At 62.2% G+C, this 14,143-nt stretch carries 11 protein-coding genes; 6 read left to right on the top strand and 5 right to left on the bottom strand.

All coding sequences use genetic code 11. The annotated features are described in order from the left end of the window. Window positions 1-51: 51 nt before the first annotated feature. From infB to PWM43_RS03725, 6 genes are all read left to right on the top strand, one after another. Window positions 52-2,700: a translation initiation factor IF-2 gene (gene infB / locus PWM43_RS03700; protein WP_394356040.1), complete on the top strand. Its 2,649-nt coding sequence runs from the start codon at window positions 52-54 to the stop codon at window positions 2,698-2,700. After that, window positions 2,697-3,143, top strand: coding sequence for a 30S ribosome-binding factor RbfA (gene rbfA, locus PWM43_RS03705; protein WP_289841239.1), 447 nt, complete (start codon window positions 2,697-2,699; stop codon window positions 3,141-3,143). The genes infB and rbfA overlap by 4 nt, the downstream gene beginning before the upstream one ends. Window positions 3,144-3,193: 50 nt before the next feature. Beyond that, a complete protein-coding gene (gene truB, locus PWM43_RS03710; protein ID WP_289841240.1) occupies window positions 3,194-4,108 on the top strand; it encodes a tRNA pseudouridine(55) synthase TruB in 915 nt (304 codons plus the stop codon). Window positions 4,109-4,129: 21 nt separating this feature from the next. Next, on the top strand, window positions 4,130-4,399 hold the full coding sequence (gene rpsO, locus PWM43_RS03715) for a 30S ribosomal protein S15 (RefSeq protein ID WP_289841241.1): 270 nt from the start codon (window positions 4,130-4,132) through the stop codon (window positions 4,397-4,399). 295 nt (window positions 4,400-4,694) lie between these two features. Continuing rightward, window positions 4,695-6,848: a polyribonucleotide nucleotidyltransferase gene (gene pnp, locus PWM43_RS03720; protein ID WP_289841242.1), complete on the top strand. Its 2,154-nt coding sequence runs from the start codon at window positions 4,695-4,697 to the stop codon at window positions 6,846-6,848. A gap of 84 nt (window positions 6,849-6,932) precedes the next feature. After that, complete coding sequence (locus PWM43_RS03725; RefSeq protein ID WP_289841243.1) at window positions 6,933-8,363, top strand: NAD(P)H-dependent flavin oxidoreductase; 1,431 nt, start codon at window positions 6,933-6,935, stop codon at window positions 8,361-8,363. A 79-nt stretch (window positions 8,364-8,442) separates the two neighbouring features. Here PWM43_RS03725 and PWM43_RS03730 read toward each other — a convergent pair whose 3' ends face one another. The 5 genes from PWM43_RS03730 to PWM43_RS03750 form a co-directional block, all read right to left on the bottom strand. Then, on the bottom strand, window positions 8,443-8,865 hold the full coding sequence (locus PWM43_RS03730; protein ID WP_289841244.1) for a DUF1489 family protein: 423 nt from the start codon (window positions 8,863-8,865) through the stop codon (window positions 8,443-8,445). 5 nt (window positions 8,866-8,870) lie between these two features. Further along, window positions 8,871-9,965, bottom strand: a complete 1,095-nt coding sequence (locus PWM43_RS03735) for a nucleoside hydrolase (protein WP_289841245.1) — start codon at window positions 9,963-9,965, stop codon at window positions 8,871-8,873. A 57-nt stretch (window positions 9,966-10,022) separates the two neighbouring features. Next, window positions 10,023-11,204, bottom strand: a complete 1,182-nt coding sequence (gene hemW, locus PWM43_RS03740) for a radical SAM family heme chaperone HemW (RefSeq protein ID WP_289841724.1) — start codon at window positions 11,202-11,204, stop codon at window positions 10,023-10,025. Continuing rightward, entirely contained in the window at window positions 11,201-13,231 is a 2,031-nt protein-coding gene (locus tag PWM43_RS03745) for a potassium transporter Kup (protein WP_289841246.1), read from the bottom strand. Before PWM43_RS03745 ends, hemW begins: the two co-directional genes overlap by 4 nt. 133 nt (window positions 13,232-13,364) lie before the next feature. Beyond that, window positions 13,365-14,069 (bottom strand): YggS family pyridoxal phosphate-dependent enzyme, encoded by a 705-nt coding sequence (locus tag PWM43_RS03750; RefSeq protein WP_289841247.1) that lies wholly within the window; start codon window positions 14,067-14,069, stop codon window positions 13,365-13,367. Window positions 14,070-14,143: the final 74 nt, after the last annotated feature.

Genomic DNA, 14,143 nt, shown 5'->3' on the forward strand with positions numbered 1-14,143 from the left:
TCTTCTGGCGACCAGGGCAAGGGGCGTCTGTCCCTGCGCCCGGCTGGGCGTATGGAGGTTGGGCGCACGGTTGATGCCGGTTCGGTTCGGCAGAGCTTCAGCCATGGCCGTTCCAAGGTGGTCCAGGTCGAGGTGCGCAAGAAGCGTAACCCCAACGCGCCCGCGCAGGGCGGTAGCGGTCCGCGATCCGGTGGTCGTGTGGCGGCCGGAGTCGGGGGGCGTGCCCTGACAGCCACGGAATTGCAGCGCCGTCAGCGCGTGCTCGAAGAGCAGCGCCGGGAAGACGCGCGTCGTGAACAGGAAAAAATCAATATTCTTTCCGCGGCCGAGGAAGCTCGCCGTCGGGAGGAGGATGAGCGTCGCGCCGCCGAACTGGCTGCCAAGGAAGCCGCGGAGCGCCTGGATATCGAGGAGCGCGAGCAGGCTCTGCGCGCGACCGCTGAGCAGGTCGAAGCCGAGCAGAAGCGCCGAGAAGAAGAAGCTGCCGCCGAAGCCGCGCGGATGGCGCCGCTCGACTCCAACGATCAGGCTCCCACCGGCGGAGTGCAACTGGCGCCCCCGGTGGAGCGTCTGCGTCCGTTGGCCGAGCGTGCGATCATGCCGACACGTCCGGTTGTGACGCGTCCGGCTCCTGAAGCCCGCTCGCCCGGCACGGCTGCGGCGCCGCGCAGTGAGACTTTGCATCTCCGTCGGCCCGAAGGTGACGATGACCGCCGTCCTGCGGGTGGAAAGCGCCCCAACACGCCGGTGGTGCCACCGCGTCGTCCGGCGGGCCCGGCTGCGAAGAAGGGTGGCGATAACCGCCGCGCCGGTCGCATCGACGTGCGGGCTGCGATTGAAGGCGACGACGATAAAACGCGTTCGCTGGCGTCCGTGCGTCGTCAGCGCGACCGTGAGCGTCGTCAGGCGGAACTGGAGCGTCTGCGTTCCGATCAGGTTCGTGTCGTTCGTGATGTCGTGCTGCCGGAATCCATCACGGTGGCCGAGCTGGCAAATCGTATGGCGTCGCGTCAGGGTGAAGTGATCAAGGCACTCATGAAAATGGGTGTGATGGCCACGGCGACACAGAGCATCGATGCCGATACGGCTGAACTGGTGATCGAAGAATTCGGCCATCGCGTCCGCCGCGTCTCGGAGAGTGATGTCGAGATCGGGATCGAGGGTGTCGAGGATCAGGAAACGGATCTGCAGGCGCGCGCTCCCGTCGTGACGGTGATGGGACATGTCGATCACGGCAAGACTTCTCTGCTGGACGCCCTGCGCACGACGGACGTGGCTGGTGGCGAAGCCGGCGGGATCACGCAGCATATCGGTGCCTATCAGGTTACCGTGCCTTCCGGCGCGCGGATCACTTTCATCGATACGCCAGGCCATGAGGCCTTCACCTCGATGCGGGCGCGCGGTGCGTCCGTCACCGATGTGGTCGTGCTGGTTGTCGCGGCGGATGATGGCGTGATGCCGCAAACCATCGAGGCCATCAAACACGCCAAGGCGGCCAATGCCCCGATCATTGTGGCGATCAACAAGATCGACAAGCCCGGTGCCAATCCGGCTCGTGTGCGTCAGGAACTGCTGAGCCATGAGATCGTCGTGGAGGAGATGGGCGGCGACGTTCAGGACATCGAGGTTTCAGCGCTGAAGCGGACGGGGCTTGACAAGCTTGAAGAGGCCATTCTGCTGCAGGCCGAGATCCTCGATCTGAAGGCGAATCCCGATCGCGTGGCGGAAGGCTCGGTGATCGAAAGCCGCCTTGATCGTGGACGCGGTCCGGTTGCGACCGTGCTCGTCCAGAAGGGCACGCTGAAAAAAGGCGATATCGTTGTCGCTGGTGCGGAATGGGGCCGCGTGCGTGCGATGCTTGACGATCGTGGTCGTCAACTCGTGGATGCCGGTCCGTCGATGCCGGTCGAACTGCTTGGTCTCATGGGCGTTCCGGGAGCGGGAGAACCGTTCGTCGTCGTCGAAAATGAAAACCGGGCGCGTGAGATCTGCGAGTTCCGTCAACGCAAGGTGCGTGAGAAGCAGGTTGCCATGCAGGCTTCGGCCCGCGGCACGCTGGACCAGATGCTAGCCCGTATTCAGGCGGGTGTGCAGAAGGAAGTGGCTCTGCTGATCAAGGCTGACGTCCAGGGTTCGGCTGAAGCGATCCAGGCGTCCGTGCTCAAGCTTGAGCATGAGGAAGTTCGTATTCGTGTCCTGAACTCGTCTGTCGGGCAGATCACGGAAAGCGATGTTCAACTGGCGAAGGCTTCGGACGCCATCATCATCGCCTTCAATGTCCGTGCGACGACCCAGGCCCGCGAACTGGCGCATCGCGACGGTGTCGATATCCGCTACTACTCGATCATCTATCAGGTGACCGACGACGTCGAGCAACTCGTCAAGGGCAAGGTCGCGCCGAAGCATCGCGAGAAGTTCCTCGGTTATGCCGAGATCCGCCAGGTGTTCAATATCACCAAGGTCGGTCGGGTCGCGGGCTGTTACATCACCGAAGGCGTCGTCAAGCGTGGCTGCGGCGTGCGGCTGCTGCGCGACAATGTGGTCATCCATCAGGGCGATCTCAGCCAGCTCAAGCGCTTCAAGGACGATGTCAAGGAAGTGGCGCGCGGATATGAGTGCGGTCTTTCCTTCGCGGGCTTCAACGACCTGCGCGAAGGCGACGTCGTCGAGTGCTACGAGATGGAAGTCGTCCCGGCATGAGTCGCTCCCGCGGCAAAACGGACGTAACGGGACCGGCGGGGAGACTCGCCGGTCTTGCTTCTCATGGTCCCACGCAGCGTCAGCTGCGTGTCGCCGAGGAAGTGCGGCGTGTGCTCGCGGATCTGTTCGCGCGGACGGAATTTCGTGATCCCGAGTTGTCCGGCGTCGATGTCACGGTCACGGAAGTGCGTATTTCACCGGATCTGAGACATGCAACGGCGTTCGTCTGTCGCCTCGGGCGTTCGGATATCGATGCCGTTCTACCCGCTCTGAAGCGTGTGGCGCCTTTCCTGCGTAACGGCCTTTCCAAGACTCTGCGGCTTCGCACCGCCCCGGAAATTCACTTCCAGCCAGACACGGCACTTGAGCATGCGATGGAAATCGACACGCTCATGCGCAAGCCGGAAGTTCAGCGCGATCTGAATGACGACGAAGACGTCTGAACGCCGTTGGCGCTTTTTGAATCCCTGATTTCTTTCGGACACGATTGACCATGGCGCGCAGGCGCGGACAGGATATCGATGGCTGGCTCGTTCTCGACAAGCCGCTGGAACTCGGATCCACGACTGCGGTGGCCATTGCGCGACGTCTCTATGATGCGCGCAAGGTCGGGCATGCGGGCACGCTCGACCCACTCGCGACCGGTGTTTTGCCGATCGCATTCGGCAAAGCCACCAAAACCATTCCCTGGATTATGGACGCGACGAAGGAATACCGCTTCACGCTGGTCTTCGGGGAATCCCGGACGACGGATGACCGTGAGGGGGAGGTCCTTGCCCTTTCTGAAGTCCGTCCGTCAGACACGGCTATTCTGGGCGTGCTGCCGATGCTGACCGGAGACGTCATGCAGGTTCCTCCGGTCTATTCCGCTTTGAAAGTCGGGGGTCAGCGTGCGTACGATCTGGCGCGTGCGGGCAAGCCGCCCGAACTCCCGCCGCGTCCGGCGCGGATCGATTCGATCACGCTGGTCGAACGCCCTGATCGTGACCATGCCGTGTTCGATGTCCGTTCAGGCAAGGGGGTCTACATGCGAAGCCTCGCCCGCGATATCGCGCTGGCTTGTGGGACCGTCGGTCACATCGGTGTCCTGCGACGTACAAAATGTGGCCCGTTTACGGAGATGGAGGCGATATCTCTGGACAATCTCCGTCAAAGCATGGAGAACGCCGATGCTCTTCCGGTGCCTCTTCGACCGGTTGCGACCGTGCTGGACGACATCCCGGCTCTGGCCGTCACCGAAGAAGAGGCAAAGGCGCTCCTGTATGGCCAGTCACTCGATCTGAGTGTGTTGGCCGGACGTCTTCCGGCGATGGAGGCGGGTGTTCCGCTCCGGGCGATCTGCGGAGAGCGCGTGATTGGGCTGTGCCGCACCGAAGACGGACGGCTTCGCCCTTCGCGTATGTTTTAAGATTGAAGAATGGAGTAAACGATGTCGATTACGGCAGAGCGTCGCACGGCGCTGATCAGTGAATACCAGACCGCCCCGAACGATACCGGTTCGCCGGAAGTTCAGGTTGCGATCCTGAGCGAGCGTATCGTCAACCTGACGGAACACCTCAAGATTCATGCAAAGGACTTCCACTCGCGTCGCGGTCTGCTGGTGCTGGTCGGTCAGCGCCGCAGCCTTCTGGACTATCTGAAGCGCAAGAATCAGGGGCGTTATCAGACGCTGATCGGTCGTCTCGGTCTGCGCCGGTAACAGGCGCCGTCGGATGCGCGAGGCGGAGAACTTGCGTTTTTCGCCTCAAATCCGGCATTTCATGTGTCGTCGTCGTCCAGGCCCGGGGGCCTGGCGTGCGTATCAAGCCGTAATCGATGCGGCAGGGACCTAAAGCGATCCGGTAGCCGGCGTTTCAGGCCACATGGTGACACGGCGGATGGATTGATGTCCGCGCTCTTGCCATGCCGTCCGAAACGCTGTCCTCGCAGAGTTGACCCGCGATCCTGAGACGTAAACCTGCCTGACGATTTCCGGCTTTCCTGGAGGAAAACGGATGTTTGAATATTATCGCAAAGAAATCGACTGGGCTGGCCGTCCGCTGATTCTTGAAACGGGCAAGATTGCGCGTCAGGCCGATGGCGCCGTCCTGGTCACCTATGGCGACACGGTTGTGCTCTGCACCGCGGTGGGCGCCAAGACGGTCAAGCCGGGACAGGACTTTTTCCCGCTGACTGTCAATTATCAGGAAAAGGCTTATGCGGCCGGCAAGATTCCGGGTGGGTTCTTCAAGCGTGAAGGTCGGCCGACGGAAGCAGAAACGCTGACGGCGCGCCTGATCGATCGTCCGCTCCGCCCGCTGTTCCCGGAAGGCTTCCGCAACGAGGTCCAGGTGACGGCCACCGTCATGAGCTATGACGGCGAGAACGATCCCGGCATCGTGGCCCTGATCGGCTGCTCGGCCGCCCTGACCCTGTCCGGCATCCCGTTCTTCGGCCCGATCGGCGCCTGCCGTATCGGCTATATCGACGGCAAGTTTGTGGTCAATCCCACCTATGCCGAGGCCAAGGAAAGTAATCTGGATCTCGTCGTGGCGGGAACGAGCGAAGGCGTGCTGATGGTCGAGTCGGAGGCTTCCGAGCTTTCCGAAGCCCTCATGCTCGACGCTGTGGTCAAGGGTCATGAGGCCTTCCAGCCGGTCATCGAGGCGATCATCTCGCTCGCCGAGCATGCGGCCAAACAGCCTTGGGACCTGCAGGGACCGACCAAGGAGCAGATTGCGCTGCGCAAGCGTGTCGAAAAGCTCGGCACCAAGCTGATCGCCGATGCCTACAAGGAAAAGGCCAAGCAGGCGCGCTACGAGAAGGTCGCCAAGGCCAAGGCCCGTATCAACGAGCTTCTCGAAGAGGAAGGTCTGGACCTCGAGGTCGCCAAGCCGATGCTCAAGGAGCTCGAGGCGCAGGTTGTTCGTGGCGCGATCCTCAAGACCGGCATCCGTATCGACGGTCGTGACCTGAAGACGATCCGCCCGATCGTGTCCGAAGTCGGCATTCTGCCCCGCACGCATGGTTCGGCTCTGTTCACGCGTGGCGAGACGCAGGCGCTCGTGGTGGCCACTCTGGGCACGGCCCAGGACGAGCAGGTCATGGACGCGCTTGAAGGCGAATACCGTCAGAATTTCATGCTGCACTATAATTTCCCTCCGTATTCGGTGGGCGAGTGCGGTCGCATGGGGTCGCCGGGTCGTCGTGAAGTCGGTCACGGCAAGCTCGCCTGGCGCGCGATCCACCCGGTTCTGCCGGGCAAGGAGGCGTTCCCCTATGCGCTGCGCGTCGTTTCCGAGATCACGGAAAGCAATGGTTCGTCCTCCATGGCGACGGTCTGCGGCGCGTCGCTCGCGCTCATGGATGCCGGTGTTCCCCTGCCGCGTCCCGTCGCGGGCATCGCGATGGGCCTGATCAAGGAAGAGCGCGGCCACGCCGTTCTCTCCGACATTCTCGGCGACGAAGATCATCTCGGCGACATGGACTTCAAGGTGGCTGGCACCGAGAAGGGCATTACGGCGCTTCAGATGGACATCAAGATCACGTCCATCACGCCCGACATCATGAAGGTCGCTCTCGAGCAGGCCCGTGAAGGTCGCGTGCACATCCTCGGCGAGATGTCCAAGGCTCTGACCGAGGGGCGTTCGGACGTGTCGGTGAACGCGCCGAAGATCACGACGTTGACGGTTCCCAAGGAAAAGATCCGTGATGTCATCGGTTCGGGCGGCAAGGTCATTCGCGAGATCGTCGAATATTCCGGTGCGAAGGTCGATATTTCCGACGACGGCACGATCACGATCGCGGCTTCGAATGACGAACAGGCCCAGAAGGCCATTTCTCGGATCGAAGGCATTGTGGCTGAGCCCGAGATCGGCAAGATCTACAATGGCAAGGTTGTCAAAACGGCCGATTTCGGAGCTTTCGTCAACTTCCTCGGCCCGCGTGATGGCCTGGTGCACATCTCTGAGCTGATGGACGGGCGTGTCGCGAAGACGACCGATGTCGTGAAGCAGGGCGATGAGGTGAAGGTCAAGGTCATCGGCTTCGACGATCGCGGCAAGGTCAAGCTCTCGATGCGCGTCGTCGACCAGGCGACGGGTGCGGACGTCAGCGAGAGCGTCGGCGCGAAGGCGGCCCGTGCGCCTCGCACCCGCGACGCCGACTAAGTCACTCGGTTCAAGTCCACTGGCAGGTTTGGAGGCGCGTCCCGCAAGGGCGCGTCATCCGACTTTCGGAGTCCAGATACGAGCATGAAGTTGATCAATACCGTTCGCGTGGCCGGAAGGGATGTGCTTCCCCTTGTTGAAGGCGGCAAAGGCGTTTCCGTTTCCACCGGCATTTCGGCTGGACACTGGGCGGCCGCTGGCGGCATTGGGACGGTGTCGGCAGTGAATGCTGACAGCTACGACGCGGATGGTCATCGCATTCCTCAGACTTATGAGGGGCGTACGCGCCGCGAACGTCAGGAAGAACTGATCCGCTATGCCATTGATGGCGGCATAGCGCAGGCCCGGCGCGCGCGTGAGATCGCCGGATCATCAGGCATGGTCAATGCCAACATCCTGTGGGAAATGGGCGGAGCCGAACAGACGATCGAGGGCATCCTCGAAGGCGCGCCAGGCTGTCTTGACGGCCTGACCTGCGGGGCGGGCATGCCTTATCGGCTGTCCGAGATCGCGGCGCGCCACAATATTCATTACTACCCGATCGTGTCTTCGGCCCGTGCGTTCAACGCATTGTGGAAGCGATCCTATCACAAGACGGCCGAACTGCTTGGCGCGGTCGTTTATGAAGATCCCTGGCGCGCGGGGGGGCATAACGGTCTCTCCAATACCGAAAATCCGCTGGCGCCGGAAGATCCGTTCCCTCGCGTTCTCGCGCTTCGCGAGACCATGCGGAAATACGGTCTCGATACGACGCCCATCGTCATGGCTGGCGGCGTGTGGTGGCTGGAGGAATGGGAGGACTGGATCGAGAATCCCGATCTTGGTCCGATCATGTTCCAGTTCGGCACCCGCCCGCTCCTGACGCAGGAAAGCCCGATCCCGGAGGCCTGGAAGCGTCGTCTGTCTACCCTGGCTGAAGGCGATGTCTACCTGAACCGCTTTTCTCCCACGGGCTTTTATTCGTCTGCGGTCAATAATCATTTTCTTCAGGATCTGCGGGGGCGGTCCGAGCGGCAGGTCGCTTACAGTTCGGAGCCGGTCGGTGATCACGTCGAGCCTTACGGCGTGGGTCCCCGCAAGCGTCTGGTTTATGTGACGCGCGAGGACGTGCATCGTATGGCCGCGTGGGAAGACGAGGGGTTCGTTGAGGCGATGCGTACCCCCGATTCAACGCTGATCTTCGTCACATCCGAAGACTCACGCCAGATCGTGGCGGATCAGGCGGCCTGCATGGGATGCCTGTCGGAATGCCGTTTCTCCAACTGGAGCCAGCGCGGTCCGGATTATACGACGGCTACCAAGGCTGATCCGCGATCCTTCTGCATCCAGAAGACCCTCCAGACGATGGCCCACACCGATGACAGCCAGGGCAAGGCCGCGGCAGACAGGATCGTCGATAACAACCTCATGTTCTCCGGAACAAATGGCTGGCGCTTCGGCGCGGATCCTTTCTATGCCGACAGCTTCGTTCCGACAGTCAGGCAGCTCGTCGAACGGATCATGACCGGGCGATAAGTTTCGAGAGTTCTCGACCCGTGTTCAAAAGCCGCATCGGTTTCGATGCGGCTTTTTTTCTGTCTGACATCGAGGCGGATCAGAGCAGACAGAGACTTGCCAGTTCGCGACGCAGACGGGGTGGCAACGTCTCCAGTCCTCTTGTGCCGTCCGAGGCATGGCTCAGATCCGGCGGCGCATCCTCGGGCTTGAGGTAGCGCCAGCCCTGGAAGGGGCGCATGGCGCGTGGCGTGATGGGCACGATCCCGTCGCGAACGAGAATGAGGGTGCCGGACGTGCCGTCACCCCGCGTCACCGCACGCAAGTCCACGATTTCCTGACGACACAGCATCATGCCGTCCATCACGCGGTAGAGCGATCCTCCTGCCAGCACCTCATCCGCTTTTTTCGGCATCATGCGGGTCGGCACGGCGCCGAGTCCGTCCACCATATGCGTGCGCATGCGGGTGGCGAGTTCGTCGAGGGTGCGGCATCCGACGGCGAGTTTGACGATATGCAGCACCGCGTTCAGTGGCTCCCCATGGCATTTTTCGCCGAGGCCGCGAAGCCAGCAAGAAAGCGCTGCGTGTCGATGGCCTGAACGATCTTCACCTTGCGCAGTCCCATGGCTTTCGGTGCGATGGCGTCTGCCCAGATATGGGCGTGACCGTAATTGACCCCGCGCGCGAGATCGACATCGAAATAGGCGTCGACGGATTTCGTGACCAGCGAGGGATCGGCGGCGACAGCGGCCGTGACTTCGTCCCAGAAGGGCAGCGGTTCGTAGTACTGTGCGAGATAGGTTGTGACAGGGGTCGGCTTCTCTTTCGCGATGGCCTGGATGGCCTCGTGGGAGAGAGCGATGGCGTTGGTGACATTGGCCAGAGAGGTGATCTGCGGCCACGGCGCGGTGAGCGTGACATGAGCGGCCTCCGGGTCAAAAATCAGGTTGAAATCGGACGCGTTATCGGAGTTGCCCACCACCGATTCCATGCTGAGATCAATGTAGCCCCCCATGAAAACGAGCTGCCTGGCCGTGGCTGCGAAGGTAGGGTCAAGGCGGATCGCGAGTGCGAGGTTGGTCATCGGTCCGGCTTCGACGATCGTGACCTCATGAGGATGGGCGTGCACCTGCTGGATCAGGAACAGGGCCGCGGGCGTAGGCTGCGCCTTGAGAGAAGGATTTCCTTCGACGAGGGCAGGCACAGGCGGTTGTGTGTCCGGGACATGGGCGATGCTGCCCAGCCCACCCCATGCGCCTTTCCACGGGATCGTGCCGAACTCCATCTCGCGCAGGCGCATCAGCTCGACGCTGTTGATCAGGGGCATGGTCGCGCCGTCGTAAACGGGGATGTCGGTATGGTGCGAGATTTCCAGAAAACGACGGATTCGCGCGGATTCCACATTTTCCCAATCGTCGCCGATCACGACCGACACGCCCAGAAGATGGACCCGGGGATTGTTCAGAAGCGGAATGATCGACTGGATATTCGATCCGGCGGGACCCTGAAAATCATTGTCCAGAATCATGTATTGAGGTGAGGTTTCCGCACGGGCGGACGCCGGTGGCGGGCCGAAAGCAAGGGACGCCAGAGCGCAGAAGGCAAGGGTCACGCGGCGCATGAGAGAGGTCTCCAGACAGGACGAAAAATACGCGCTCCCTTGATCGCGCAAAAACGATCAGAGAACCAGTGCGCCGAGAAGGGCTTCCAGCCTGAGACGACCGGCGGCCGTCGCCGTCAGGCGCCCATCGCGCCGCTGTAAATACTCTTCCTCAAGGGCTGCCCCGAGAATGTCGCTGTCGAGGCATGAGTCCAGGGGGCGTCCGGTGCGGGCGGCGAAACGGTGCTCCTCAATGCCTTCCGCAAGCCTCAGTCCCATCAGCAGGGCTTCGCGGGCGCGTTCCTCGGGCTCGAGCGCCACTTCCGACGTGCTGCCGCTCTCGCGCGCCTCGACGCGCTCCGCCCAGATTTCCGGCGCACGATGACGGCGGGTGGCGAGAAGTGCTTCCCCGAGCGTGATGCGCCCGTGCGCCCCGGGGCCGATGCCGAGATAGTCCTGATAGCGCCAGTAGACGAGGTTATGTCGGCTTTCTTCTCCTGGCCGGGCGTAGTTCGAGACTTCGTAGGGCAGAAGGCCAAATCGGGCCGCGACCTGACCGGTGAGTTCATAGAGTTCCGCCGCGAGATCTTCGTCGGGAAGGATGATTTCGCCCTTGCGGTGGCGCCCCTCGAAGACGGTCCCGGTCTCGATCGTGAGCTGATAGAGCGACAGGTGATCCGATGCGAGGTCGAGGGCCTGGGTCAGCTCCTTTTCCCACGAAACGCAGCTCTGTTCCGGGCGGGCATAGATCAGATCGAACGAAATCCGCTCGAAGAGGGAGCGGGCCGTCTCAAGGGCCGCGATCGCCTGGGATGCGGAGTGCTCGCGTCCCAGCGTCTTCAGGGCGGTTTCATCCAGGCTCTGGACGCCGAGCGACAGGCGATTGATGCCCGCGCTTCTGAACGCGGCCAGTTTTTGCTGCTCGACGCTGGTCGGATTGGCTTCCAGCGTGATTTCGAGGTCGGCCGCCGGATCGAAAAAATGCGTCGCATCGTCAATGAGGGCCGCCACGGTCGCCGGGTCCATCAACGAGGGTGTACCGCCCCCGAAGAAGATCGAGCGCAGGGGGCGGCGGCCCAGACGGGCGGCGTCATGCGCGAGTTCCCGACGCAGGGCATCGCGGAAACGCGCCTGCGGGATGACGTCACGGACATGACTGTTGAAGTCGCAATAAGGACATTTCGCCAGACAGAACGGCCAGTGCACGTAAAGCGCCAGCGGTTCGCCCGATGTCCGCGAGAAAAGAGGAGCGGGGTTCAGATCGCGATCCGAACGCCGAGCTCGACCACCCGATCCGGCGGAATGCGGAAGAATTCCGTGCTGGGGACGGCGTTGCGCGCCATCAGAAGAAACAGCCACATGCGCCACAGCGACATTTTGGGCACGGTCGAGCGCACGACCAGTTCCCGCGATACGAAATAGGAAGCCTGGATCGCATCGAACTCGATGCCGATGCCGTTCAGTTCTTCCAGCGCGCGCGGGAGATTGGGCATTTCCATGAAGCCGTAGCGGACGATGATACGGTGAATATTGGGCGCCAGTTCCTGAACCATCGCACGATGACCGCGCTGGGCTTCCGGCTGATCGAGCGTCTGCACGGTCACGAAAAGGACGTGGTCGTGCAGAACCTTGTTATGCTTGAGGTTGTGCAGGAGGCAGGTGGGCGTCTGATCCGGATTGGCGGTCAGGAAGACGGCCATGCCCGGAACGCGCACCGTGCGGGACTGGGGCAGGCGGGTCAGGAAAGAGGCCACGGGCAGGCTGTCGGCCTGCTGCCGGACGCGAATGAGGTTTCGTCCCCGCTGCCACGTCGTCATCAGCACGGTGGCGATCACGCCGATCGCGACCGGCACCCAGCCGCCATCGGGAATTTTCAGCACGTTGGCTGAAAAGAACATGCTGTCGCTCAGGAAGAAGAAGCCAAAGATCGCGCCCACCTTGAACGCCGACCATTTGAAGACGCGCCGGAACACGACCATCGCCAGCACGGCCGTGCACATGAACGTTCCCGTTACGGCGATGCCATAGGCCGCCGCCAGCGCCGAAGACGAACGAAACGAGACGACCAGCAGGATCGCGCCGGTCGCCAGCATCCAGTTGAAGACGGGCAGGTAGATCTGGGCTTCTTCGTCCGCATTCGTGTGCATGACGCGCATGCGGGGCAGATAGCCCAGCTGGATGAGCTGGCGGCAGAGTGAAAAGCCGCCCGAGATGCCCGCCTGGCTCGCGATGACGGTTGCGAAGGTTGCGAGGATCAGGAGCGGGATCTGACCCCATCTCGGCGCGAGGTGGAAAAACGGATTGCTGAGGGCCTCGGGGTGATGAAGCAGCAGCGCGCCCTGTCCCAGATAATTCAGCGTGAGAGCGGGGAGGACGAAGAAGACCCAAGTGTAGCGGATGGGGCTGCGTCCGAAATGACCCATATCGGCGTAGAGGGCTTCCGCGCCGGTCACGGAGAGCACCACGGAGCCCAGGGCTATGAAGGCGAGCCAGCCATGCATCATGACGAACTCTGCCGCATAGACCGGCGAGAGCGCCCATAAAACTTCCGGCGCGTGAACGATGCTGGCGACGCCCATCAGGGCGATGGTGACGAACCAGATCAGCATGACAGGCCCGAAAGCCTTTCCGATCGTGCCGGTGCCCAGAGCCTGGACGCTGAACAGCCCGATCAGGATGATGATCGCGACCGGGATGATGACATGCGACGCGGATGGCAGGGAAACCTCGACCCCCTCGATCGCCGACAGTACCGAAATGGCGGGGGTGATGATGCCATCCCCGAAGAAAAGACACGCGCCGCCGATGCCGATGATCCCGAGAACCCAGCGATAGCGCGGCGTTCTGGCCACGCGCTGCGCCAGTGACATCAGCGCGATGATGCCGCCTTCGCCGTCATGATCGGCGCGCATGACGAGCAGCACGTATTTGATCGTGACGACCAGCATCAACGCCCAGAAGATCAGGCTGGCGATGCCGAGGACTTCCCATGCCGCCGCCGGATGTTCCCGGGAGCCGACAATGGCGACGGAAGACTGGAACGCATAAAGCGGACTCGTGCCGATGTCGCCATAAACGACGCCGAGCACGGCCAGCATGGCGGCCATACCCACAGGGCGCTGATGATGGTTGGTGTCATCATCAGCACCGATTTCCCGCGCGCCCCCATGCTTGTTGGACGTATTGCTTGTTTCGGCGGCGGTTTCCTCGGCGTACGAAATTGGCTTTCGCGGTTCCGCGCCTGCAGGCGGATTCAACGCTGACGTGTCGTCCGGGCTCTGTGTCATCTACTTCCCGTATAGCCGGGCGTCGCGAAAGGAGCGGCGCTCTGGGTAACCGTGGTTGTCGAGATACGATCCTTTCGTCAAAGATCGCAAGTTATCCATAAGTCATGTCTTTCGCACATCTGACCCATGCGTGTCATGGCACGGTGTCCGCGTCGCCTGTCCCGGTCCGCGGGCGGGGGCCGAAAATGGCCGATCCGACCCGGACCAGCGTCGCGCCTTCCGCGATCGCCGCTTCAAAATCTCCCGACATCCCCATGGACAGCGTCGCCAGTCCGTGTTCACCGGCAAGGGCGGCGAGCCAACGGAAATGCGGACGAGGATCTTCATTCTCCGGGGGGATGCACATCAGCCCCCTGACCTTGGCGCCGAATCTTTCCCTGCATTCCGCGATGAAGGCTGAGGCCTGCTCACGCGGAATCCCGGCTTTCTGGGGTTCGTCGCCGGTATTCACCTGCACGAAAAGATCCGGCAGGATGCCGAGACGGTCTCCCGCCCGGGCGATCGCATCGCTCAGGGATGGGCGGTCGAGCGTTTCGATGACGTCGGCCACGCGGCAGGCGGCGAGCGCCTTGTTCGTCTGTAGACCGCCAATGAGGTGCAGACGAAGATCCGGCCACCTTTCCCTCAGTAGCGGGAACTTGGTCTCGGCTTCCTGTACGCGGTTTTCACCGAAAAGGCGTTGCCCGGCCAAAAGCGCGGCCACGACAGATGAGGCCGGATGAAACTTGGTGACGGCCAGAAGATCGACGTTCGCCCTGTCTCGCCCGGCGACCGCGACGGCCGCGTCGATCCGCGCGCGAATGGCCTGAAGTCGCCCGGCAATCTCGTCGTCGCTCATGACGGTGGTCCATCTCCTGTTATGCGGTCATAAGAAGGGGGTAGCGCGGCGACGCGCGAAATGCCATTGGCTGC

It is taken from the genome of Brytella acorum (genome assembly GCF_029309905.1).
Taxonomy (GTDB): domain Bacteria; phylum Pseudomonadota; class Alphaproteobacteria; order Acetobacterales; family Acetobacteraceae; genus Brytella; species Brytella acorum.